The organism is Bradyrhizobium sp. McL0615 (assembly GCF_049993905.1).
Lineage (GTDB): Bacteria > Pseudomonadota > Alphaproteobacteria > Rhizobiales > Xanthobacteraceae > Bradyrhizobium.
Map to the genome: position 1 here is coordinate 3,743,742 of NZ_CP188254.1, position 23,279 is coordinate 3,767,020.

Consider the following 23,279-nt stretch of genomic DNA (forward strand, 5'->3'; position numbering starts at 1 on the left):
TGCCGTGATGTCTAGCGTTACCCTCGAAAACATCAGCAAGAGTTTTGGAGACTTCAACGCGGTAAGCGGCGTCGATCTTCGGGTCAGCGAAGGCGAATTCGTGACGTTGTTGGGACCCTCGGGCTGCGGAAAGACGACCACCCTGCGTATGGTCGCCGGTCTCGAGCAGAACACGGGCGGGCGTATCAGCATCGGCAACGACGTCGTAAGCGACGCTGCTCGCCGGCTCTTCGTCCCTTCGGAGCGGCGGCACCTCGGAATGGTGTTCCAGTCCTATGCCATCTGGCCGCACCTGACTGTGTTCGAGAATGTGGCCTATCCGCTGCGGGTTCGTCGTCGTCCTGCGGCCGAAATAAACGAGCGCGTTTCGAAAGCGTTACTTCTTGTCGAGATGGATGGTTTTGCGCAGCGGCCTGCGCCGGCGCTGTCCGGAGGCCAACAACAGCGCGTGGCGATCGCGCGTGCGCTTGTTTCAGAACCCAAGGTCCTGTTGCTGGACGAACCCTTGAGCAACCTGGACGCAAAGCTCCGTCTGCAGATGGGCGAGGAGTTTCGCGCGATCCAGAAGCGGCTCGGTATGACGACGATCTATGTGACCCACGACCAGTCCGAGGCGATGGCGTTGTCCGATCGTGTGGTCGTGATGGAGCGGGGCAGTATCCAGCAGATCGGCGCTCCAGAGGAAATCTATCGATTCCCGGCGAAGAGAACGGTGGCCGCGTTTTTTGGAACACCCAATCTGCTCGATGCCGAAGTCGAAGGCTGCGAGCGACTGGACGGAAGGCGCGTGCGGCTCGATGTTGTCGGGAAGGGGTGGCGCGGGTCCTGCGAAGCGGCCAATGAAGCACGACCTGGAGAAGCCGTCACGGTCATGGTGCGCCCTGAGGATGCTCGTATCGTCTCGGCCGAGTCCAGCGCCGGCGAGCAGGAACTCAAATGGTCCGGACGTATCGCTCACACGACTTACCGCGGAGCAATCCGATCGGTCGTGGTCGAGACGGAGAACGGCAGGCTGACCATCGATGCCGCGGCCTCGTGCAACTATTCCGTTGGCGACAACGTAAGAGTTGTCGCCCACCAAGGTGCGGCATGGGCCATTAGGAAGGACGAGACTGTGCGCTGATCGTGCATGGTCGAACGCAGCGAACTCATTCGGCGGTGGATCGATGCGCCGGCTCGTTAGCCGACGTGGGCGTCGAGGGAGCGCCCCGCGTGTGGCGCGGGCCGCCTTGCGCTGCCAGCGACGGCGTTCCTGCCCGATGTAGAAACGACGCTAACTCGCTTCGGCGAGGAGATCATCGTGCCTTATGCGAACGCGTAAGAGTCGGAAGCGTTTGGCGTTGCGACCCCGACGTCATCGCGAGCGATGGTCGCGCGGGTAGGAATCGGCACCCGGGTGCGCATGGAGCCCGTTCCGCGCGCGCGACGAGACGGAGCCTGCGCTCTACGTGAGCAACTTGCTCAGCACGACGCCTCGATCGCGAAGAGGGCGCGCCCCTTCGGATCGTAGGTCGCTTCCAGCTCGCCGCTTGCAATTGCGAGCGCCCGCGCATCGCCGTTTCTAATCAGGTCGATGACGTTTGGCAAAAGCTAGGATCTAAGCGGCAAGCGGATACGCGTGAAGGGCGAGGAGCAGGTCGATCTGACCGCGGCATTGCAGGCCGATCCGAGCGCCGCCTTTGCACGGATTCTTGCGGAGGCCAGGTGGTGTGACAAATTGCTGCTGCATGGCAGCATTTCGATGCCGATGACATTGCCGACCGATCTCGTGTATGTTAGCGCCCCAGCGAGCCAATCAATTCGTAGAAGGGAGGTACTGATGTCGACGGCTCTGCGTATCGCTCATGGTGCCTTCGGCAGGGTGGCTCTGCTCGACATGGACCGTTCGCTGGTCCGTCACGCCCACCACCACTGCCACGTCCTGCTCAAGGTCGAGGGCGCCGACACGCAATTCCTGGTGGGCGACCGGGTCTATCCGCTCACGGATACGACGGCCGTGCTCGTCGACGGCTGGAAGCCGCACGCTTATGTGCATGATGTTAACCGGGCGCGGACCCTGATCCTGGCGCTCTATATCGAGCCCGAGTGGCTGAAGGAGTTCCGGCCGGGCTGGGCCGCCAGCGGTGCGCCCGGCTTCTTCGAGAAGCCATCGGGCGAGGTTTCTCCGCGCATCCGTCAGCTCGCGTTGCACCTTGCTGCCGACATGATGGCGCATCCGGACGCTCTGCACGCCCATGAGCAGACACTGTCGGATCTCATGATCGCGGTGATCGAGCGGTTCACGCCCTGGCGCAGCTTTCCAAACTCGATCCGGGGCATGAACACGGTGAGCTGCGACTGGCGGATCCGGCGTGCGATGGATGCGATGCGGACCAGGGATTCCTATGTCAACGTCGATCAGTTCGTAAGGGGTGCAGGTCTCTCACGTGCGCAGTTCTTCCGCCTGTTCGAGACCTCGCTCGGCGTCTCGCCAAAACTCTATCTCAATGTTGTGCGGATGGAGCGGGCGCTGGATGCGGTCATGCGCGAGGATACCCCGCTCGGGGAACTCAGCGAGCGCTTCGGCTTTCCGGAGCCGGCGCATTTCACGCGCTTCTTCCGCGAGCATGCGGGCGTCAACCCGCGCGAATTCCGCAACGTCTCTCGCCTTGCGGGCTGATATTGCGGCGCACCTGCCTTTCAAATGAGACGATTTGGTAAGTCGTGAGAGCGGGCGGTATGGCGCCTGCACCCCTCGTCCTGACAACTATCCGCGTCGCGTCGAAGAACGCGTCGGGAGGTATGCCGGGACATGGTACAGGCCGCGGTCCGAACCGCAATATCGTGCGATCAGGGCAAGGGCGATGAGCGGCCGTGGGTCGGACGTTCGATCGAACGCGTCGAGGATGCTGGGCTGCTAAGCGGTCGCGGTCGTTTCATCGACGATCTCGGCGTGCAGCCGGGCACCCTGCACGCGGCGATCCTACGCTCGCCGCACGCCCATGCCGATATCCTGGCGATCGATACCGAAGCAGCAATGCGATTGGCCGGCGTTGCGGTCGTCCTCACGGGCGAGCAGGTCAAGGCCGTCACATCGAGCCTCGTCGTCGGCGTGAAGGCGCCGGTGGAATGTTGGCCGATCGCGATCGACCGTGTGCGTTACGTCGGCGAGCCGGTGGCGGTGGTCGTGGCGACCGACCGCGCCCGCGCCGAGGACGCCGCCGAGCTGATCTCGGTCGAGTATCGCCCGCGGGCCGCCGTCGTCGATCCGCTCGGGACGCTCGCGCCGGAGGCGCCCGTGCTGCACGACGGCTTTCCGGGAAATCTCGCAAGCGACCGCACATTCCGCTACGGCGATCCCGAGCAGGCCTTCGGGGACGCTCCGCACCGTTTCTCGATCGATGTCAAATATCCGCGCAACTCCTGCACGCCGATCGAGACTTACGGCGTCATCGCCTCGCACGATGCCGCCGAGGATGCCTTCGATATCCTGGCCAACTTCCAGGGGCCGTTCAGCATCCACACCGTGATCGCGCGCGCCCTGAAAGTTCCCGGCAACCGGCTGCGGCTTCGCACACCGCCTGACTCTGGTGGCAGTTTTGGCGTCAAGCAGGGCGTCTTTCCGTATATCGTGCTGATCGCTGCCGCAGCTCGCGTCGCGGGCCGGCCGGTCAAGTGGATCGAGGACCGGCTCGAGCATCTCGCCGCGTCCGTCTCTGCGACCAACCGGGCGACGACCTTGTCGGCGGCGGTTGCGGCAGATGGCAAAATTCTCGCGTTCGACTGGGACCAGATCGAGGATTGCGGCGCGCATCTGCGCGCGCCCGAGCCGGCGACCCTCTACCGCATGCACGGCAACATGACGGGCGCCTACGACATCCGCCACGTCAAAATCCGCAACCGTGTCGTCGTCACCAACAAGACGCCGACCGGCCTCAACCGCGGTTTTGGCGGGCCGCAGGTTTATTTCGCGCTGGAGCGGCTGGTCCAGCGCATCGCGATCGGCCTCGGCCTCGAGCCGCTCGACATCATCAGGCGCAATCTCATCGATGCCAGTGCCTTCCCCTATCGAACCGCCAGCGGCGCGCTGCTGGATTCCGGCAACTATCAAGAAGCGGTCGCCCGGGCGATCGAAGGGGGAAAGTTCGCCGAACTCAAGGCGCGCCGCGACGAGGCGCGTGCGCAGGGGCGTCTTTACGGCATCGGACTTGCTGCGGTCGTCGAGCCCAGCGTCTCCAACATGGGCTATATCACGACCGTGCTGACGGCGGCCGAGCGCCGCAGGGCGGGGCCGAAGAACGGCGCGCAGGCCACCGCGACCATAGGCCTCGATCCGGTCGGCAGCGTGACCGTTCACGTCGCCTCGGTGCCGCAGGGGCAGGGCCATCGTACGGTGCTGTCGCAGGTCGTCGCCGACGTCTTCGGCCTCGAGCCGAAGGACATCAGGGTCAACACCGAGATCGACACCGCGAAGGACGCCTGGTCGATCGCGTCGGGCAATTATGCGAGCCGCTTTGCCGCGGCCGTCGCCGGCACTGCCAAGCTTGCGGCCGAGCGCGTGGCCGGGCGGCTCGCCCGCATCGCCGCCAGTCAGCTGAACGTCGAGCCGGCGGACATCGTGTTCACGCGCGGCTTCGTCGCGTCCCGGCACAATCCGGAAAATCGGATTGCATTCTCCCGCGTCGCTGCGCTCAGCCATTGGTCGCCCGGCTCGCTGCCGGACGACGCCGGCCAGACCATTCGCGAGACCGTGTTCTGGACACCGCCGGAGCTGACGCCACCCGACGATGAGGATCGCATCAACTCCTCGCTGTGCCACGGCTTCATCTTCGATTTCTGCGGCGTCGAGATCGATCGCGCCACGCTCGAGACGCGGATCGATCGCTACGTAACCATGCACGATTGCGGCACTATTCTTCATCCCGGCATGGTAAACGGCCAGATCCGCGGCGGCTTTGCCCAGGCGCTCGGCGCCGCGCTCTACGAGGAATATGCCTACGCCGACGACGGCAGCTTTCTGACGGGAACGTTGGCCGATTATCTGCTGCCGACCACCACCGAGGTGCCGGAGCCGCAGATCATCCACATGGAGACGCCGTCGCCCTTTACTCCGCTCGGTGCAAAGGGCGTCGGCGAAGGTAATTGCATGTCGACGCCGGTCTGCGTCGCCAATGCAGTTGCGGATGCGCTTGGGCTCACCGATGTCACGCTGCCGCTGGTACCGGCAAAGCTCGCCGAGCTGGTGCGCGGCGCCGAGCCGCCGCCGCCGGGACGCTCGACAGCGGCGCCTGCCCGGCAGGGAGACCGGCGGCTTCGCGGCGAAGGGCAGGCCTCCGTGAAGGGCGCGCCGGAGCGGGTCTGGGCTATGCTGCTCGATCCCGCCACGCTGCAATCGGTCATTCCAGGCTGCCAGCGCGTCGACAAGATTTCAGAGACGCATTTCCGCGCCGACGTGACGCTCGGCATCGGACCCGTCAGCGGGCGGTATCGCGCCGACGTCGAGCTGTTCGATCTTGACCCGCCGCGCGCGGTGACATTGCGCGGAGCGGCCGACGGTGCGCTCGGCTTCGGCAGCGCGCAAGGACGCATCACGCTCGCGCCCGACGGCAAGGGCGGCACGCGGCTGACCTACAGCTATGACGCCGCCATCGGCGGCAAGGTTGCGAGCATCGGCGGCCGCCTGCTGGACGGCGCTACGCGGGTAATCATAGGGCAGTTCTTCGCGGCACTGGCGCGCAAGGCGGGCGGCCGGGCGGCCGGCGGCTTCTCCCTGTTCGCATGGCTTGCGAAACTCGCAGGGCTGTTCGGAGGGCGCCGATGAAGCCCGCCGCGTTCGACTATGTCCGCGCCGAAACCGCCGACGAAGTCCTTTCAGGGCTCGCGCAGGAGGGCGGCAACGCGCGCGTGCTTGCCGGCGGCCAGTCGCTGATGGCGATGATCAATATGCGCCTCGCCAAACCGAAGCTGTTGATCGACATCATGCACGTCAAGGAGCTGCGTCAAATCGAACGCAAAGCGGGCGCCGTCGTTATTGGTGCCGGCGTGCGCCAGGCCGAACTTCTGGCCTGGCCGGGTCTTGCCGAAGCGCTGCCGCTGATGGCGCTGGCGCTGCCATGGGTTGGGCACGCGCAGACCCGCAGCCGCGGTACCATCTGCGGCTCGCTCGCGCATGCCGATCCCAGCGCCGAGATGCCGCTGGCGCTGGTCGCGCTCGGCGGCGAGGTGCATTTGCGTAGCGCCACGCGGCGGCGCCGCATGCCGGCTAAGGATTTCTTTGCCGGCATGATGCTGACCGCGCGTGCGGACGACGAATTGATCGAAGCTATCTCACTGCCAGTCGTCGGCGAGGCGCGTTTCGCGTTCCGCGAGGTCGCGCGCCGCCATGGCGATTTCGCCATCGTCGCCTGCGCGGCGATGCCGACGGCGGCAGGCATACGCTTCGCCGTCGGCGGCGTCGCGGACGTCCCGACGGCGCGCGACTGGCCGCGACTTGAGGGCAGCGCGCTCGACGACGCCCTCAACGGATTTGCCTACGAGCTCGATGCGCGCGACGACGTGCACGCGACCGCGCGCTACCGCCGCGACCTGGTGCGGTCGATCGGCCGCGATCTGATCGGCGAGGTGCTGCAATGACCCGCCTCAAGGCCGGCGCTCGCCATCCCGTCCGCTTCACGCTGAACGGCAAGGCCGTCGAGGCGGAAGCCGAGCCGCGCACGCTGCTCTCCGACTTCCTGCGCCATCAGCTTGGTGCGACGGGAACTCACGTCGGCTGCGAGCACGGCGTCTGCGGCGCCTGCACAATCGTCGTCGACGACATGCTCACGCGCGCCTGTCTCACGCTCGCGGTGCAGGTCGATGGTTGTGATATCAGGACGGTCGAAGGGATCGCGCCGTCGCCGGACCAGCTCAGCGCCCTGCAACGCGCCTTCCGCCGCAACCATGCGCTCCAGTGCGGCTTCTGCACCGCCGGCATCCTGATGTCGCTCGACCATTATCTGAGCCGGCACCCCGCGCCGACCGAGGAGGAGATCCGCGTACTCCTGAGCGGCCATCTGTGCCGCTGCACCGGCTACACGCCGATCATCGAGGCGGCGCTCGAAGCAGCCCGGCTTGCTACATCCAACGAAGAGACTTCAGATGCTTGATCTTGGCAGCAGCTTCGTTGCCAGCGTGGCGCGCGATCCCGATGCTGTCGCGCTCATCGATGGCGATCTCCGTTTCACCTACCGGCAGTGGTACCAGACGATTTCGGCCCTCGTGGCATCGTTCGACCGTCTCGGCCTGAAGCCGGGAGATCACATCGTCACCCTGTTGCAGAACCGCTGGGAGGCGGCGACGCTGCACTGGGCCTGCCAGTTTGCAGGGCTCGTCATCACGCCGTTCAACTGGCGTGCCAAGGCCGACGAACTCGACTATTGCATCGAGAATTCTGAGGCCAGCGCCATCTTCTACGAGGACGTCTCCGCGGAAGCTGTGAAGCAATCGTCGCGGGCCGGCCGGTTGCGACGTGTTTCGGTCGATCCTGGAACAGGTGATGCGATCGGGTTCGCCGAGCTGATCAGGCACAGCGCGCCGGACGCCGAGCCGCGCGTGGGCGCCGACGCCTGGTCGATCATGCTCTATACCTCGGGCACGACCTCGCGGCCGAAAGGCGTGCCGCGGCGACATCGCGCCGAACGGGCCGCGGCGATCGCCCATGTTGCGCAAAACCTCTATGGTCGCGGCGAGCGCACGCTCGGCGTGATGCCACTCTATCACACCATGGGGGTCCGCTCGCTGCTTGCGATGTCGCTGATCGGCGGCACCTTCATCTGCCTGCCCCGCTATGATAGCCGCCAGGCACTGGCGCTGATCGAGAAGGAGCGGATCACCAACCTTTATCTGGTGCCGACCCTCTTTCACGATCTTGTCCACCACGAGGCGTTTGCCGCGACCGACGTCTCGAGCGTGCGCAAGATCGGCTTTGCCGGCGCGTCGATGACCGACGGACTGTTGAAGAAGCTGAACGAGGCGTTCAGGCCGGAGCTGTTCGTCAATCACTACGGCAGCTCGGAAATCTACACCTTCACGGTCGACCAGAACGCCGTGGCGAAACCCGGCTCGGCTGGCAAGGCCGGAATCAACCAGCATATCAAGGTGGTCCGGATGGGCGCGCGCTCTGTCGCGGAGCTCGCGGCGATCGGTGAGGAGGGCGAGATCATCGCGCTGCTTGCCGGCGACGAGGCGTTCGAAGGTTATTGGCGGCGGCCCGAGGCGGACGCCAAGGCGTTGCGCCAGGGTTGGTATTTCACCGGCGATACCGGCTTCGTCGATCCGGAGGGCGATCTCCACGTCTCCGGCCGCGTCGACGACATGATTATCACCGGCGGCGAGAACGTCTCGCCGGTCGAGATCGAGAGCTGCTTGTCGCTGCATCCCGCCGTGTCCGAGGTTGCGGTAGTCGGCATTGCCGACGAGAGGTGGGGCAAGGTCGTCGCTGCCTTTGTCAAGCGCAACCGGCCGGTTTCTGAAGTCGAGCTCGAGCAGTTCTGCCGCACCTCAGGGCTTGCCAATTTCAAGCGGCCACGCCGCTACGTCTTCGTCGACGCAATTCCCAAATCGCCGGTCGGCAAGCTCCTCCGGCGACTGCTCGTCGCCGGCCGATACGAAGCCGAACGGCCGCCGCCGGACGATATCGCCTGATTTCGAAGCATCAACAGAAGGAATCACAGATGCCGTCACCCTATAAATTCTCCGATCCCCGCCTTGCCAAGCTCGACGGGTTCAGGGTCGAAATCGATGAAGCGCATGAGCGTGCCGACATCGTACTCGGCCGTCCGCCCTATAACATCGTGGCGATGCCGCAGCGCGATCAGCTCCGGCTGACCTTCGAGACGCTCGACGAGGATCCGCGCGTGCGCATCATCGTGGTGCGGTCAGAGGGAGAGCACTTCTCCAGCGGCGGCAATATCGGCGGTTTCATGGAGGCAAGTCCCGAACATGTCTCGAAGCTCGCCTGGAACATCGCAGCACCGGCGCGTTGCGCCAAGCCGGTAATCGTCGCCAACCGCGGTTATTGTTTCGGTGTCGGCTTCGAACTCTCGCTCGCGTGCGATTTCCGGATTGCGTCGGAGACCACGCAATATGCGCTGCCGGAGCAGAAGCTCGGTCAGATACCGGGATCAGGTGGTTCAGCGCGGCTGCAGAAGATGGTCGGCATCACCCGCACAAAGGATATCGTCATGCGTTCCAAGCGCATCTCGGCGAAGCAGGCCCTGGAGTGGGGCATCGCGACCGAATGCGTTCCGGACAGCGATCTTGAGAAAGCGACGGACAGGCTGGTGAACGAGCTTCGCACCTTCTCGCCGTTGGCACAGCGGACGGCGAAGAAGCTTCTGAACGACACCGAGGATTCAACGCTGGCGATTGCGATTGAGCTCGAGGGGCACTGTTACAGCCGCCTGCGGCAGTCGGACGACTTCAAGGAAGGCGTTGAAGCCTTCAACGCCAAGCGTCCGCCCAAATTCAACGGCCGTTGAACCGTTCTGGCGCGTGGTGGGTGACCACCGCGCGCCACTTTGAGCCGAAATTTCTCACAACAAACAATAGAGGGAACAAATATGAAGCCGTTTAGCATTTTAGCCGCTGCGAGCGCGCTGCTCGTCACCACCGCGCTCCCAGGTGCCGCATTTGCACAGTCTGGCCCGATCAAGATCGGCGTGGTCACGCCTTTGTCCGGCACGTATACGCCGATCGGGCAACAGGTCCGCTGGGGACTGGAGCTGGCTGCCAAGGATATCAACGCGGCGGGAGGAATTGCGGGACGGCAGATCACGCTCATCTTCGAGGACGAAGAAGCCAATCCGGCCGTTGCCGTTCAGAAGGCCGAGAAGCTCTTCCAGGTCGAGAAGGTGGACTTTCTCACCGGCACGGTGAATTCCGGATCGACGCTCGCCGTCGCGCAGCTCGCCGAGCGCAACAATAGGCTTGCCGCTACGACCGTCTCCTTCGCTGACTCGATTACCGGCGACAAATGTTCGCCAAACATGTTTCGCGTGAACGCCCGCGCCGAGCAGCAGTCGGTTGCGCTCGCCGCCTGGCTTGAGAAGGAGAAGCCGAAGTCGAAGGTATTCTATCTCGGGCCCGATTACGAAATGGGTCGCTCCACCGTCGCCGCCTTCAAGGCCAACGCCGAAAAGAGCGGCGCCCAATCGATGGGTGAGGTGTTCGCGCCCCTCGATTCCAAGGATTACACGCAATATTTTGGCCAGATCCGGGCTGCCCGTCCGCAGGTCGTCTATACTTCTGTTGCGGGGAACGACACGGTGCGACTGCTGACCCAGTTGCAGGATTTCGGCATGCTGTCGAATCTGACAGTCGTTGGCGCCTCAGGCACCGTGACCTCTCAGAACATCGGCGCGATCGGGGCCGCGGCTGAGGGCTTCGCCACCGGGGTGGGTTATTCGACTCAGATTGATACGCCCGAGAACAAGAAGTTCGTCGAGGCGTTCCGCGCCGCCAACAAGGCCGACCCTGATCTCTACGGCGCCGACAGTTACGGCGTCCTCTTTGCCTACAAAGCTTCGGTCGAGAAGGCCGGCTCAACCGATACGGACAAGGTACGAGATGCGTTGAGGGGACTGACCTGGAAGACGCCTCAGGGCGAGAAGACGATCAGGGCCGGCGACCATCAGGCAATGCAGCCGATGTATGTGGTGCGCGTAAACAAGGGGAAGTTCGACATCGTCACGAGTGTGCCTGCGGATAAGGCGATCGGACCCGACGCCTGCACACGGTTCTGAACCAAAGGAAACGTCCGCGCTATGTCCCATGAGTCCGGGAGAGAGCGCGGGCGGATCCGATCTCTGGAGACGACGTCCATGTCACCGATAGACTATCTGCAATTTGTGCTGGCACCGCAGATCCTGAACGGTCTGACGCTCGGCGTTGCTGTTGTTCTGGTTGCGCTGGGGCTCACCATCATTTTCGGCATGCTCGACGTCATCAACATGAGCCACGGTGAATTCTATGCAATCGGAGCCTATGCAGCACTGGCGCTCGGAGCCGCGGGTATCGGCTTCTGGTTTCTGCTGGTCTTGGTGCCGATCCTGATGATTCCCGTCGGTATGGCGGCAGAACGGCTCTTGATCCGACCGGTCTTCGACTCGAAGGACCGCCACGTCACCACGCTACTCGTTACCTTTGGCCTCGGCCTCATTGTCGAGGATGTGCTGAAAGTGATCTTTGGTGCGAACACGCAGCGCCCGCCGACGCCTATTCCGGGCGCAACGGAATGGTTCGGAATTCTCGTGCCGAACTACCGTCTCTTCCTTCTCGCGGTGGGAGCGGTGATCATCGGGGGCGTTGCCTATGTCGTTTACCGCACGCGGCTCGGCGCCATGGTCCGTGCAGCTGCCTTCGATCGCCACATGGCGGCCTCGCTCGGGGTGCCGGTCTCGATCGTATATGCGGGAACCTTCGCTTTCGGCGTCGCGCTCGCCGGGTTCGCCGGCGTGCTGCTCGCGCCGATCTACTCGGTCTTTCCCACCATGGGGCGGGACTTCATCTTGCTCGCCTTCAGCGTCGTCATCGTCGGCGGAATGGGCTCGATCTGGGGGTGTGTGTTTGCCGGTCTGCTGCTGACGCAGGTGCAGGCGCTCGCAAGCCTCGTTATTTCGCCGATATGGACGGATCCCATCGTGTTCGGGACGATGGTCGTCTTCCTCATGGTCCGCCCTCAAGGCCTGTTCGGGAGGCTCGGACATGCTTGATCGGCTCACTGTCTCCATGCGTGCGAGTCATGTACTCGCGATTCTGCTTCTCGCAGCGGCATTGGGCCTCGCGGCCATTGGCGCGGCGCTGGATGACAGTTTTTACCTGCGCCTCGGTACCGAAGCGCTGATCTTCGCGGGCCTCGCTCTGTCGGTCGACCTCCTTCTCGGCTATTCGGGCGCGCTGTCGCTGGGGCAGGCGCTTTACTTTGGTATCGGCGCCTATGTTTCGGGCCTGACATTGATGACCGTTCCCTCCTTCTGGCTGGCCATGGCGGCCGCAGGTCTTGCGGCGCTCGTTTCTGCCACGATCGGCGGCCTGATCGCCAACAGGGTTCGTGGTGTGTATTTCGCTCTCATCACTTTTGGCCTGGCGCAGGTCGTGGCCAAGGTCGTCTACAACACGCGCGAACTGGGCGCCTCCGATGGCATGATCGGCATTCCCGTTGTCCAGATCCAATTGGGCCCATTCGCGATCTCGGCCGGCAATCCCGTCGGATTTTTCCTGATCGTGCTGGCCATCATCATGGGACTGTATGGACTGAGTGCCTATTTGCTCGAAACGCCCTTCGGCCGGGTGTTGACGGCCCTAAAGGCCAATGAGAGGCGAGTTCCCTTCCTCGGTTATTCGGTGTGGCGAGCGCGCATGGCGGTCTACGTCTTCGCAGGACTCGTGGCCGGACTGTCTGGCGCGCTCTATCCGGTGCTGCGTGGCTTTGTCTCGCCGGAGCTGATGTTCTTCGCCACGTCCGGGAACGCAGTGATCTCGGTGATCCTTGGAGGCGTCGGTACGCTCGTCGGCGCGATTTACGGCGCGGTGCTGCTCGTCATCCTGAAATCGATCATCGGCAGCTGGACGGAGCATCATCTCATCGTCATCGGTCTGCTGTTCATGCTCTGTGTGATGTTCCTGCCGAAGGGACTCGTCGGCTTCACAAGGCCCTGGATCGAGCGCCGAATTGTCCGCGCGCCACGTCAGGAGGCCGCCGCGTCAGCGGTCTCCCCCGCGATCGCCAAATCCGGGAGCGCGTCATGATCCCGCCTGTCCTCGACGTGCGTGGTCTGGGTATTTCATTCGGCGGTCTGAAGGCCGTCGATGATGTGAGCTTTTCCGTCGAGCGCCATCGCATCACCACCATCATCGGTCCCAACGGCGCCGGCAAATCGACCTTGTTCAACCTGATAAGCGGCGCGCTGATGCCCAGAAGCGGAAAGGTCATGATCGATGGCGTCGAGATGACGCGGGATTCTGCCGAGCAGAAGAAGGCCGCGGGTCTCTCCCGCTCGTTCCAGATCACCAACCTTTTCTTCGAGCTAACCGTCGCGGAAAATCTGCGGCTCGCTGCACAATTACTCGAACCACCGTCGCGCGCCTTCTTGCCTATCCGCCGTTCGCGTCGCGCGATGGAGAAGACGGAGAGAATGCTTGAGCGCTTCGCGCTTGCGCATCGCCGCGACGAGCTTGCCGGCAATCTCTCGCACGGGGACCAGCGCCGGCTGGAAATAGCAGTCTGTCTCGCATCCGAGCCCAAGATATTGCTGCTCGACGAGCCAACGCAGGGCATGAGCCATGCCGATACGCAGGACACGGCCGTCCTTGTGCGCAGCTTGACCGACGACGTGACCGTCCTGCTCATCGAGCATGATATCGGCCTTGTGATGAGCCTGTCGGACCATGTCGTCGTTTTGCATCAGGGTCGCAAGCTGGCCGAAGGTCCTCCGGAGGTCGTGCGATCGGACCCGGCCGTCCAAGCCGCCTATTTCGGGCATCACTGACATGCTAACCATTCGCGGACTTCACTCCCACTACGGCCTCAGTCACATCATCCAGGGCATTGATCTCGACGCCAGGCCCGGTGAAGTCATCGGCATTTTTGGGCGCAACGGCGTCGGCAAGACGACATTGCTCAAGACCATCGCCGGCTGGGTGACGGCGAGCGAGGGCACGGTCACGCTCGGAGAGCACGGGCTTTGCGGCCTTTCGCCCGATCGCATCTGCCATGCTGGCGTCGGCTTTGTGCCGGAGGACCGCCGCATCTTTCCGCAGCTAACCGTTGAGGAAAACCTGTCGCTAGGCCTGTTGCAGGTGAGGGGGCGTTCGAGAAAGGACGAATGCCGTGCGATTGACGCGATTTATGGTCGTTTCCCCCGACTGCGCGAGCGACGGCATCAGCTCGGCACGACCCTCTCCGGAGGTGAACAACAGATGCTGGCGATGGCACGGGTCATGGTCGGTGAGCCGCGTCTCGTGCTGATCGATGAGCCAAGCGAAGGTCTGGCGCCGATGATCGTTGCAGAAGTCTTCGCAATCGTGCGGGAACTGCGCGATCGAGGAGCCATCGTGTTGCTGGTCGAGCAAAATGTGCATCAGGCCCTGTCGGTCGCCGATCGCTTCCATGTGGTCGAACGCGGAAGCATCGTTTTCAGCGGCGAGGCGGGCGTTGAGGCCGACCGCACCCGGCTGATGCAGCTCATCTCGGTGTGAGGGCATAGCGAGCCATTCATCGCCAGGAAGCCTGGGAAAGCGGCGATCACTGGAGAGCAGCGATCCGCACCAGCATCGAGTCAGGATTTACCCAGATCGGGACGTCCGCAGCCCATAATCCGCGAGATGGATTTGGAGCATGACCACCGTCGTCGCACTGCTCACAGTCTATTGAGCTGTTCCTAACATATGCTGACGTCGGCGCGTGCATGATCTCTTCAGGACGCATTTGATCAATGCGGACGTCATTGCCAACGCTTATTTCGGTTGAATGTGTACCGTTGTCGGCGTTTGATCGCGTCGTTCACATTGCGATGTGAATTGGGAAAGAAATGTCTCCAGCGATAAATTCGCCTTGGCCGGTTCGGAATGCAAATAGAGGAGGGACGCCACGCGTGTGCACTCGGGCTTTCGTGTGCACCATGTGTGCACAGAGAATGCAAAATGGCATGATTTGGCTTCGAATCGGAGCGGATGTGATCTTGGAGAAACCGGTGTAAATGCGCTCGCTCGCGCCAGATTTGCCAGTCGGTCCAATCCCTTATAGGATCGATCTGGGACATAAAAGACTAGTGATATGAATGCCTTAGACCACCGCTTTTCCGTCGCGCCCATGATGGATTGGACCGAGAGCTTAACGTTTTCAAATGGTTAGAAGCAGACGTGTGCACGATGTGTGCACCGGGAGATCAACGGAAATCTAAGCGACAGCCAACCTGGGCGCTGAATTGAATAGGCTGCAGTGTCATCGGCGGGCCGATGTTTCGGGAAGGCGGCATCTTGGCGAAGGTTGGGTATTCGCGCCGATCTATTTGAGCGGTAGTTGCGACCGGTGCCGCTCGGTCCGACAAACGCTGGGCAAATCGTCGAACGGCCGACATTGGCGCAAAGTGGCCATCTGGCAAATGCGCTCATACGGGATTGCATGCCCATTCGGGTTTGCAGGAGCTTCAGCGTTGGCTACACTTTGTGCATGATAGTCATTTCGCGTAATCATCTTCAGTACGGCGCGTACAAGGGTTGTCGGCTGCTTCCTTCCCGTCGGCCAACGATCCAAGTGTGCCGCCGGTGATCACACCGGAAGCAGTGAGCGCTCGCTTGGGGCGGGCAGCGATTCACGAACCCGAGACCGCCTCGTTTGGCCCGTTCTCGCTCAGGACGCGGCTGCTCGAGAAGAACGGTGTGCCTGTCAAGCTGGGCGGCCGGGCAACGGATATTTTACGGCTGCTGCTGAGCCGCGCGGGAGAGGTAATTCCGAAGGAAGAAATTCTCGCCTATGCGTGGTCGGGCCTTGTTGTCGAGGAAATCAGCCTGCGGGTTCATATTGCCGAGCTGCGCAAGGCGCTCGGTGATGGCAAGGACGGGGCGCGCTACATCACTAACGTTCCGAGCCGCGGATATTGCTTCGTCGCGCCGGTCCAGCGCAGCGCGCCGCCCGCCGTGGTACTGGCCCCGGGCCCGTCGGCGAGCGTCGTCCCGGAGAAGTCGGCAACGATTTCGTTGCCACACCGGCTTGAGCGGATGGTCGGGAGGGAAGACATCCTCAAGGATTTGTCGGCCCGCATGCTGCGCGATCGCTTCGTCACGCTGAGAGGTCCTGGCGGAATTGGCAAGACGACAGTCGCCGTCGCGCTTGCCCATGATATGCTGACGGTGTTCGAAGGCCATGTCTATTTTCTTGACCTCGGTCCTCTGAAGGACGCGACGCTCGTGGCGAGCAGCGTCGCTGCGGCGCTCGGCCTTGTGGTGCACCACGCCGACCCGACCGACAGCATCATCGCCTTTCTGCGCGATCGTCGTCTCCTGCTTGTGCTCGACGGCTGCGAACATGTCATCGACGTCGTCGCAGGGCTTGCGGAAAACGTCCACCAGCGGGCACCCAATGTAAGCATCCTTGCGACCAGCCGGGAGTCGCTGTTGGTTCAGGGTGAGCAGATTTTCGAGCTTGTTCCGCTGCAAGCGCCGCCTCAAGGAACCGGGCTGAGCGTCAGCGAGGCACTGAGCTATCCGGCCGTACGGCTGTTCATGGAGCGGGCTACAGCCGCAGGTCATCGTGCCGACCTTACCGATGACGATGCCGATGTGTTGGCGGAGATTTGCGGCAAGCTCGATGGCATTGCGCTGGCGATCGAACTCGCCGCGGTCCGTGTCGGTGTTCACGGATTGCGGGAGGTCGCAACGCTGCTCGACGGCCGCCTGAAGCTGGAATGGCGTGGAAGGCGAACCGCGCCGCCGCGGCATCAGACGCTCGGCGCCACGTTGGACTGGAGCTATGGTCTGATCGACGACAGCGAGCGGGCGGCGCTGCGGCGTCTGGCCATTTTCGCCGGCCAGTTCACGCTGCAAGGCGCGCTTGCAGTGGCGGGCGATGGGCGCGCGCTGGACGATCAAGTCGTCGATGCGCTCGGGCAACTCGTCGCCAAGTCGCTGGTCTCCGCGCGGCCGGACGGCGGCTCCACACGCTATCGCCTGCTTGACACTACGAAAGCTTATGCCATGCAGAAGCTGGTCGATTGCGGCGAGGCGCCGGACACGGTCCGCCGGCATGCCGGCTACGTTCAGCAGGTGCTGGAGACAACCATGGCCGAAGCGAGCGGGGGCGGCCAGGCACCTCGTGCGCAGGAGCGTGCAAGTCTGCTCGCCGACGCCCGGGCCGCGTTGACCTGGGCGTATGCCAATGATGACGGTGCGGACCTCCGCGTACCGCTGGCAGGCGCTTGCGCCAGATTGTTTGTCGAACTCAATCTACTGAACGAGGGACGTAACTGGTGCAGTCGCGCGCTCGCGGACCTCGATGACAGCAGTCGCGGAACCGCATGGGAGCTAGAACTCCAGTCGACGCTGGGTCATGCCTTCATGTTCACCGAGCGCAACAGCGAGCACGCCGAGGGGGCGCTCCGCCGCGGCCTCGAGATTGCGGAAGGTCTCGATGACCTGTCCCACAAGTTCAGACTGCTGGCACGGCTCAACATGTTCTATCGCCGGACCGGCGAGTATCAGCACCTGCTGCCGGTGGCCCTCGAAGCCGAGAGGGTTGCGCGGGCGATCGGCGACCCTGCCGGGCTCGCGGGCGCCAAGGCCCTTGTCGGGGTTTCCTACCATCTGGTCGGCAACCAGACGGAAGCGCAGGTCCATTTGGATGAAGGCGTGCAGGGCGATGCGGCGCTGCGCAGCGCCCAGCCGGGGCATTTTGCCTATGCCAGAACGCCACAGATTCCGCTGGCACGGGTGCTATGGTTGCGCGGCTTTCCAGACCGGGCAGTCGAATGTGTTCGCCCGCTGACCAGCACAGCCACGCCGCGTGACGTCGTGATGCATAGCATCGCGCTGTGCTGGTCAGCATCTCTGTACGGATGGGTCGGCGACTGGGAGGCGGTCGAGTCGCTCGCCGGCCGGCTGTCCGCGCATGCCGACATTCACGGTCTGACACCCTATCAGGCCGTCGCGGCGGGGTTCCGCGGACAGATCATGATTGCGCGCGGAGAGTTGAAGGCCGGCATCGAGCTGTTGCAGTCTTCGCTGCCGCGCCTGCATGCCGACCGCTACGAACTCTACGCGTCCGCCTTTGTTGCGGAGCTGTCCCAGGGCCTCGCGGCATTGGGCCGGTTGCCGGAAGCTCTCAAGGTGCTGAACGAGACCATCGCGCGCGTCGAGCCGGAGGGGGCAGCCTTTGATATGCCCGAGCTGCTGCGCTTGCGTGGCGAGCTCGAGGCGCACAGCGACGACCTTGCAACTGCGGAAGCAAGCTTTGCAGCATCTGTCGCGTTGGCCGAACAGCAGGGGGCACTGTCCTGGAGGCTACGAACGGAGATGTCGCTTGGGCGGCTTCGGCGTCAGCAGGGTCTCGTGGATGCGCTGGCCGGTGTGGCTGAAACCTATGCCCGTTTCTCCGAAGGCTTTGAGACCGCCGATCTGAAAGCCGCGCGGCTTATGCTGGATGAAACTCCTGCGCGATAGCGATCGATTAGCCAAAGCGAAAGCCTGAGAGATCGATCGACACCATCAAGGTATCGAGCATCGGCATCAAATTTTCATCGCGCAGGTAAACTCTCCGCCTGGTTGGAATTTTGATGCCGTCGATGCTCACTGGATCCGAGATGTATTGGGCGGCCGCAAAATTTCCGGCGATTTCCACGCTGTAGTCATGCCGTCGAATGAGCATGTCGGAGCCGAAATAGAAATCCTGCACGGTGCTGTGACTTGCGATCGTGGCAGGGAAGGTCGCTCGAAGCCCGCGCCAGATCTCCGCACCTTCGCGCCAAGGTTCGATCTCCCGAAGCTGAAATCCGTCCATCGCAAGCAGGAACGGCGTGGTCAGGCAGGTCCACAGGGCGTAGCCGTTGAAGTAACCGCGGTGCAGCAGATCCCAATGCGTGCGCATATCATGCTGCGCAAATGACGCACGCGGGCTGTTTCGCTCCGCGATGATACGGTCGTCTTCGGAGACAATGGCAATGCGCCCGGGAGTGAAGTCGGTGCGCTGGCCTGGCCTTCCGAACGGAGCGATGGATGCCCACTCGCGATGCAGATCGATCCGCATCGTTCGCGGCGTTTGATCCTGGTCGACTTCCTTCAGTGCCCATAAATCTCCACCGCATTTGATGGTAGCCGAGAGATGTTTGTGCGACTTCCACTGGCGCAAGCCGCCATGGGCCTCGATCGCATCTGCCAATAGTGGAATCATCGGCGGTTACCTCTTGCATGGGGTGCCTTAGCCCCACTGACGTAACCCCAAACGCCCACGTTCGCCCGTTAAGCGTTGTTATGCCCTGTTGTATTTGCCGGCCAGACCCGTAGAACCCCGGATAAAGGCCGGTTCTTTATCCGCTTTTACGCTCGTCACCGAGAGTTTGGGCGTAAGTCTTGCCGTACGGATAAAAGCGCTCCTTCACGCCCTGCTGCCATGCTGCCTTGAGTTCGGGTGTCGTAATGTCCCAGTCCGGTCGGCATTTCATGGTGACGGCGCGCAGGTCCAGCCGCAGTTCCTCGACGGTAGGACGCCCGAAGAACCAGTAGCCATTGTAGATCTTGTGAATGACAAGGCCGGGTTCCAGTACAATCACATGCGGGATCATTGGGTCGTGGAGTGGATCGGTGTATTCGGCGATGTCGAGATCCTTTTGAATAATGCGTCGGGAGTCGGAAAGAAAGGTCCAGTGCGCTCCCACTCCGCTGCGATATTCGTTCGTCTGGGTGATGTTATCAGTCGTGATCGTGACGAGCCGGGAATAACCGACCTCCATTTCACGATGGAGTTCGAGCAAGCCTTCGGCCTGGCGGCGGTCCTTGGGACAGAAGCCGCCGCGGCCAAGCACAACCACCATGGGGTCCTGCTCCTGCAGCTCGGAGAGCTTGCGATGCCTTCCGGTGTGGTCGCTAAGCTCATAGTCGGGAAAGACTGCGCCGTGCGTTATGTCGGATCGCATTTGAATTCCTCCACGATTTAAGATGCGGGAATGAGCAGGCCGTACGCCGTCACAAATCAATGACGATGTCACCTGAGGGTTGTGCGCAGCAGATCAGCACGTTACCCTCTGCCGGTGCATCGACCGGGTCCGGCCGATAACCGACAGTTCCGGCCACAAGCCCACTCTCGCAGGTGTGGCAAACGCCGGTTCGACACGCAAACCGCACCGGTACGTCGCAAGCCTCGGCCAGCTCGAGCAGGCTCTGGAACGAAGACCCCCAGCGGACATCGAGGCCGCTACGGGCAAACGAAACCATCGGTCCGGTTCCGGCGGCCCCCGTCGGCAGATGCGGCTGCTGGCGTGGTGAGGCCGCGATGCCTGGAGTAATGGATGGGCCGGCGCCGAACAGCTCGGTGTGGATCTGAGTCGGTGCGACGCCCATTGCAGCGAGGCTGGCGGTCAGTTCGCTCATGAACGTCGATGGTCCGCAAATGTAAAAATCACCATTGCGCGGTAGGTCGTGGTTCTGGAGCGCCTGGGTGTTGAGGCGCCCCACAGCGTCGAAATCGACATTGAGTTGATCCCCAGAGTCGGGCGAGCTGTAGCAAACATAGCTATGGTGGTTGGGAAGTGAATTGAGCAGCCCACGCGTCTCTTCGGCGAAGGGATGCTCGCGGCCGTTACGTGTTCCGTGGAGCCACCAGATTTCACGCGTCGATGCTTCGGCTGCCAGGACATGAAGCATCGCGAGCACTGGTGTCACGCCGATCCCGGCACTTAACAACACAACGGGCGTATCGCCGGAGCGCAGTGTGAAATTGCCGCGCGCCGCGCTTGCTTGGACGACGTCGCCAACCTGTAGCTTGTCGTCGATGAAGGCGCCGGCCGCACCGTTGGTTTCCTGCTTGACACTCACGCGATAATAGGAGGCACCGGGTTCCCCCGACAGTGAATAGCTGCGCATCAGCGCAGGTGCCGATGCCGGTTCGAGTCGCAGCACGACAAACTGCCCGGGGAGCGCCGGCGCGATGGGCCGTCCATCCACGGGGTCGAGCCGTAGCGAAATTACGTTGCTGCTCTCGCGCACCTTGCGCGAGACACGGAGCGGGCGAAATCCGGGCCACGCCGGAGGCGGCCCAGCCGCGGCATTGAGCCCGGCGTTTCCCGTCGTCGTTCCGCCGTCACGCTCCTGTGTAAGCAGCGCTTCGAGGGACCGACGCCATCCGACGCTCAGCATCGGGATGCGCAGCGCGCGCTCCAGCTGGTCGCGAGGGTGACCCGGCTTGTAGAGCAGTGCATCGATCTCGGACACGCTCATGCGCTCCGGCCCGGAAGCTACGCGTGTGATCTCGTTGCCGGCCTCTACTTCGCCTTCCTCCAGTACACGGAAATAGAAGCCGGGTCTCCCGTGCTTGACCACCAGGGCGGCCATCTCGGGCTCGTTCATACGGATGCCGAGCCGGTAGCAGGTGACGCGCGGTTGCGTCACCTCGAATAGCGCACCGCCGATCCGGTAACGATCTCCGATACACACTTCCGCGTCCGATAGACCGTCGACCGTAAAATTCTCTCCGAATTGTCCATGAACGAAGTCGTTTCGTCCCAGATGGCTTTGCCAATACCGATACGAATCCAATTGATAGACAAACACGGCTCGACGTTCGCCGCCGTGACCATTCAAGTCACCCTGGCCGTCACCGTCCAGGTTGAGACGGCGTGCCATCCGCGGCCCTTCGACCGGCGTTTTCCAAATGCCGGTATGCACCGTTTTGCCCTGCCAAACGATGTCGCGCGGCAGACCAACATTGATCGAAACCAATTGTCCCATCACAGCGGCCCTATCCAAGCAGGAAAGATGGCGCAAACTGGATCGACGTGACCAGAACGATCGTAACCAATGCCGCGATTGTGACTACCCTGCGCATTCTCGTTCTCCCCTTACTGGACCGAGGCAACCTGCGGGCCGCAACTGGCCAGCCTGCAGGTCCCGCTCTGGCGTCCGTCAGCTGTCGGCGACGACGTCGATGATGGCTTCCGCGAACGCTCGCGGCGCCTCCTGCGGCAGATTGTGCCCAATGCCGCCCTTGATGGTCCGATGCGAATATTTGCTGGAGAACTTCTTGGCGTAGGCTGCAGGCTCGGGATGCGGTGCGCCGTTCGCGTCACCCTCCATGGTGATGGTGGGTACGTTGATGACCGGACCTTCGGCGAGCCGCTTCTCAAGCGCGTCGTATTGAACTTCCCCTTCGGCAAGGCCTTGCCGCCAACGATAATTGTGAATCACGATCGCCACGTGATCCGGATTGTCGAAGGCCTTCGCGGTGCGCTCGAAAGTAGCATCATCGAAATTCCATTTCGGCGATGCGAGCTGCCAGATCAGTTTGGAGAACTCGCGGCGATACATTTCGTAACCGGCGCGGCCACGCTCGGTCGCGAAATAGAACTGATACCACCATTGCAGCTCCGCTTTCGGCAGCAGCGGTTTCTTGCCGGCTTCCTGGCTGCCGATCAGATATCCGCTCACCGAGACCAGCGCCTGGCATCGCTGCGGCCAAAGCGCCGCCATGATGTCAGCTGTCCGCGCGCCCCGGTCGAATCCGGCAAGCGTGGCCTTTTGGATTTTGAGGGCATCCATTAGCGCGATGATGTCGGTTGCAATCACTAGTGGCTGTCCGTTCCGGAGAGTCGCGTCGGAAAGAAAGCGGGTGGTGCCGTAGCCGCGCAGGAACGGAACGATGACACGGTAGCCTTCGGCCGCGAGGAGGGGCGCCACGTCGACGAAGCTGTAGATATCATATGGCCAGCCGTGCAGCAGGATCACCGCAGGCCCTTCGGATGGACCGGCTTCGGTATAGCCGACATTGAGCAAGCCGGCGTCGATCTGCTTCAACGGCGCGAACGATGTATGCGTGCCTGGCTTGACCGGCCCCAGATTCGCCGGCTTGGGCCCGGACAGCTGGGCTTCGGCTTTGTCGCCAAACGCGAACTGGCCGGCCACAAAGGTCAATGCGGCAGCGCCGACCAGACGGCGTCGATTGTGATCGATTTCATTGGGCATAGGTCTCTCCCGTGATTTTGGGCTGCAGCAGAGCCATGGCGCTGGGCAAGTTGCTCAAGCCTTCCATGGCTTCGATGCCGAGCTTTGGGGCTGACGCCGCCCTGACCACATTCGTCAGTTCCGGGGTAAAGCTTGTGTCACCTGGCGCGATGTGTCCGGTCAGTCGCGCGGTGACTTCCTGAAATACCCAGGCGTTGCCATCGGGATCGCTGAACGAGGCATACGAAGCGTAGCTTTTCCGCTCCGGATTTGGGCCACTGACCAGGTCTTTCGAAGCGGCGTGATGGAACACGCCGCCGGCGTCATGGAATAGCTCGCTGACTGCTGCACCGCGGCGGAGCAGGTCGCGACGGGCGGCCTCGATGTCGGACACAACCAGGTGCAGGCCCTTTGCCGAGCCCGGCGCAGCGGTCGTGACGTTGGTACCGAAGATGATCGAGCATCCCGATCCGGGCGGTGTAAACTGGATCACCCGATAGTCCCCCGTTGCGTAATCGATATCGAGCCTCCAACCGAGGCCGCCATAGAACCGCTTGGCGCGATCGACGTCGGAGACTGGGATTACAACGACTTCAAGCCTCATGTCCGGCATGCTCGCG

General features: G+C 62.7%; 18 protein-coding genes. 13 read left to right on the forward strand and 5 right to left on the reverse strand.

What is annotated here, in order from left to right:
- Positions 1-7 precede the first annotated feature (7 nt).
- The 13 genes from ACPPVP_RS17655 (at position 8) to ACPPVP_RS17715 (ending at position 18,171) form a co-directional block, all read left to right on the forward strand.
- Positions 8-1,123 carry an ABC transporter ATP-binding protein gene (locus ACPPVP_RS17655; RefSeq protein ID WP_426536487.1) on the forward strand — a complete coding sequence of 372 codons (1,116 nt, stop codon included), beginning with the start codon at positions 8-10 and terminating at the stop codon, positions 1,121-1,123.
- A gap of 696 nt (positions 1,124-1,819) precedes the next feature.
- Entirely contained in the window at positions 1,820-2,659 is an 840-nt protein-coding gene (locus ACPPVP_RS17660) for a helix-turn-helix transcriptional regulator (RefSeq protein WP_426536489.1), read from the forward strand.
- A gap of 132 nt (positions 2,660-2,791) precedes the next feature.
- Positions 2,792-5,800: a xanthine dehydrogenase family protein molybdopterin-binding subunit gene (locus ACPPVP_RS17665; RefSeq protein WP_426536491.1), complete on the forward strand. Its 3,009-nt coding sequence runs from the start codon at positions 2,792-2,794 to the stop codon at positions 5,798-5,800.
- Positions 5,797-6,612 (forward strand): FAD binding domain-containing protein, encoded by an 816-nt coding sequence (locus ACPPVP_RS17670; protein ID WP_426536493.1) that lies wholly within the window; start codon positions 5,797-5,799, stop codon positions 6,610-6,612. The genes ACPPVP_RS17665 and ACPPVP_RS17670 overlap by 4 nt, the downstream gene beginning before the upstream one ends.
- Complete coding sequence (locus ACPPVP_RS17675; RefSeq protein ID WP_426536495.1) at positions 6,609-7,124, forward strand: (2Fe-2S)-binding protein; 516 nt, start codon at positions 6,609-6,611, stop codon at positions 7,122-7,124. Before ACPPVP_RS17670 ends, ACPPVP_RS17675 begins: the two co-directional genes overlap by 4 nt.
- Positions 7,117-8,661: an AMP-binding protein gene (locus ACPPVP_RS17680; protein ID WP_426536497.1), complete on the forward strand. Its 1,545-nt coding sequence runs from the start codon at positions 7,117-7,119 to the stop codon at positions 8,659-8,661. The genes ACPPVP_RS17675 and ACPPVP_RS17680 overlap by 8 nt, the downstream gene beginning before the upstream one ends.
- 29 nt (positions 8,662-8,690) lie before the next feature.
- Complete coding sequence (locus tag ACPPVP_RS17685) at positions 8,691-9,497, forward strand: enoyl-CoA hydratase/isomerase family protein (RefSeq protein WP_426536499.1); 807 nt, start codon at positions 8,691-8,693, stop codon at positions 9,495-9,497.
- Positions 9,498-9,578: 81 nt separating this feature from the next.
- On the forward strand, positions 9,579-10,760 hold the full coding sequence (locus tag ACPPVP_RS17690; RefSeq protein WP_426536501.1) for an ABC transporter substrate-binding protein: 1,182 nt from the start codon (positions 9,579-9,581) through the stop codon (positions 10,758-10,760).
- A 78-nt stretch (positions 10,761-10,838) separates the two neighbouring features.
- Positions 10,839-11,729, forward strand: coding sequence for a branched-chain amino acid ABC transporter permease (locus ACPPVP_RS17695; RefSeq protein ID WP_426536503.1), 891 nt, complete (start codon positions 10,839-10,841; stop codon positions 11,727-11,729).
- The gene (locus ACPPVP_RS17700; protein WP_426536505.1) at positions 11,722-12,765 is read left to right on the forward strand and encodes a branched-chain amino acid ABC transporter permease; all 1,044 of its coding nucleotides are present in this window, start codon (positions 11,722-11,724) and stop codon (positions 12,763-12,765) included. The genes ACPPVP_RS17695 and ACPPVP_RS17700 overlap by 8 nt, the downstream gene beginning before the upstream one ends.
- Positions 12,762-13,505, forward strand: a complete 744-nt coding sequence (locus ACPPVP_RS17705) for an ABC transporter ATP-binding protein (RefSeq protein WP_426536507.1) — start codon at positions 12,762-12,764, stop codon at positions 13,503-13,505. Before ACPPVP_RS17700 ends, ACPPVP_RS17705 begins: the two co-directional genes overlap by 4 nt.
- 1 nt (position 13,506) lies before the next feature.
- A complete protein-coding gene (locus ACPPVP_RS17710; RefSeq protein WP_426536509.1) occupies positions 13,507-14,214 on the forward strand; it encodes an ABC transporter ATP-binding protein in 708 nt (235 codons plus the stop codon).
- Between the two features lie 1,068 nt (positions 14,215-15,282).
- Entirely contained in the window at positions 15,283-18,171 is a 2,889-nt protein-coding gene (locus ACPPVP_RS17715; RefSeq protein ID WP_426537911.1) for an ATP-binding protein, read from the forward strand.
- Between the two features lie 7 nt (positions 18,172-18,178).
- Here the strand turns inward: ACPPVP_RS17715 and ACPPVP_RS17720 are convergent, their stop codons facing one another.
- The 5 genes from ACPPVP_RS17720 to ACPPVP_RS17740 form a co-directional block, all read right to left on the reverse strand.
- Entirely contained in the window at positions 18,179-18,898 is a 720-nt protein-coding gene (locus tag ACPPVP_RS17720; protein ID WP_426536511.1) for a hypothetical protein, read from the reverse strand.
- 136 nt (positions 18,899-19,034) lie between these two features.
- A complete protein-coding gene (locus tag ACPPVP_RS17725) occupies positions 19,035-19,640 on the reverse strand; it encodes a redoxin domain-containing protein (protein WP_426536513.1) in 606 nt (201 codons plus the stop codon).
- A 49-nt stretch (positions 19,641-19,689) separates the two neighbouring features.
- Positions 19,690-21,450: an MOSC domain-containing protein gene (locus tag ACPPVP_RS17730; RefSeq protein WP_426536515.1), complete on the reverse strand. Its 1,761-nt coding sequence runs from the start codon at positions 21,448-21,450 to the stop codon at positions 19,690-19,692.
- A 174-nt stretch (positions 21,451-21,624) separates the two neighbouring features.
- The gene (locus ACPPVP_RS17735; RefSeq protein WP_426536517.1) at positions 21,625-22,680 is read right to left on the reverse strand and encodes an alpha/beta fold hydrolase; all 1,056 of its coding nucleotides are present in this window, start codon (positions 22,678-22,680) and stop codon (positions 21,625-21,627) included.
- The gene (locus ACPPVP_RS17740; RefSeq protein WP_426537913.1) at positions 22,670-23,272 is read right to left on the reverse strand and encodes a VOC family protein; all 603 of its coding nucleotides are present in this window, start codon (positions 23,270-23,272) and stop codon (positions 22,670-22,672) included. Before ACPPVP_RS17740 ends, ACPPVP_RS17735 begins: the two co-directional genes overlap by 11 nt.
- Positions 23,273-23,279 lie beyond the last annotated feature (7 nt).

Bases quoted from the DNA above. Each gene is read 5' to 3' on its own strand.
- ACPPVP_RS17710 (WP_426536509.1), top strand. From the start codon at position 13,507: ATGCTAACCATTCGCGGACTTCACTCCCACTACGGCCTCAGTCACATC.
- ACPPVP_RS17670 (WP_426536493.1), top strand. From the start codon at position 5,797: ATGAAGCCCGCCGCGTTCGACTATGTCCGCGCCGAAACCGCCGACGAA.
- ACPPVP_RS17720 (WP_426536511.1), bottom strand. From the start codon at position 18,898: ATGATTCCACTATTGGCAGATGCGATCGAGGCCCATGGCGGCTTGCGC.
- ACPPVP_RS17665 (WP_426536491.1), top strand. From the start codon at position 2,792: ATGGTACAGGCCGCGGTCCGAACCGCAATATCGTGCGATCAGGGCAAG.
- ACPPVP_RS17690 (WP_426536501.1), top strand. From the start codon at position 9,579: ATGAAGCCGTTTAGCATTTTAGCCGCTGCGAGCGCGCTGCTCGTCACC.
- ACPPVP_RS17705 (WP_426536507.1), top strand. From the start codon at position 12,762: ATGATCCCGCCTGTCCTCGACGTGCGTGGTCTGGGTATTTCATTCGGC.
- ACPPVP_RS17735 (WP_426536517.1), bottom strand. From the start codon at position 22,680: ATGCCCAATGAAATCGATCACAATCGACGCCGTCTGGTCGGCGCTGCC.
- ACPPVP_RS17685 (WP_426536499.1), top strand. From the start codon at position 8,691: ATGCCGTCACCCTATAAATTCTCCGATCCCCGCCTTGCCAAGCTCGAC.
- ACPPVP_RS17675 (WP_426536495.1), top strand. From the start codon at position 6,609: ATGACCCGCCTCAAGGCCGGCGCTCGCCATCCCGTCCGCTTCACGCTG.
- ACPPVP_RS17700 (WP_426536505.1), top strand. From the start codon at position 11,722: ATGCTTGATCGGCTCACTGTCTCCATGCGTGCGAGTCATGTACTCGCG.
- ACPPVP_RS17695 (WP_426536503.1), top strand. From the start codon at position 10,839: ATGTCACCGATAGACTATCTGCAATTTGTGCTGGCACCGCAGATCCTG.
- ACPPVP_RS17655 (WP_426536487.1), top strand. From the start codon at position 8: ATGTCTAGCGTTACCCTCGAAAACATCAGCAAGAGTTTTGGAGACTTC.
- ACPPVP_RS17730 (WP_426536515.1), bottom strand. From the start codon at position 21,450: ATGGGACAATTGGTTTCGATCAATGTTGGTCTGCCGCGCGACATCGTT.
- ACPPVP_RS17740 (WP_426537913.1), bottom strand. From the start codon at position 23,272: ATGCCGGACATGAGGCTTGAAGTCGTTGTAATCCCAGTCTCCGACGTC.
- ACPPVP_RS17725 (WP_426536513.1), bottom strand. From the start codon at position 19,640: ATGCGATCCGACATAACGCACGGCGCAGTCTTTCCCGACTATGAGCTT.
- ACPPVP_RS17680 (WP_426536497.1), top strand. From the start codon at position 7,117: ATGCTTGATCTTGGCAGCAGCTTCGTTGCCAGCGTGGCGCGCGATCCC.
- ACPPVP_RS17660 (WP_426536489.1), top strand. From the start codon at position 1,820: ATGTCGACGGCTCTGCGTATCGCTCATGGTGCCTTCGGCAGGGTGGCT.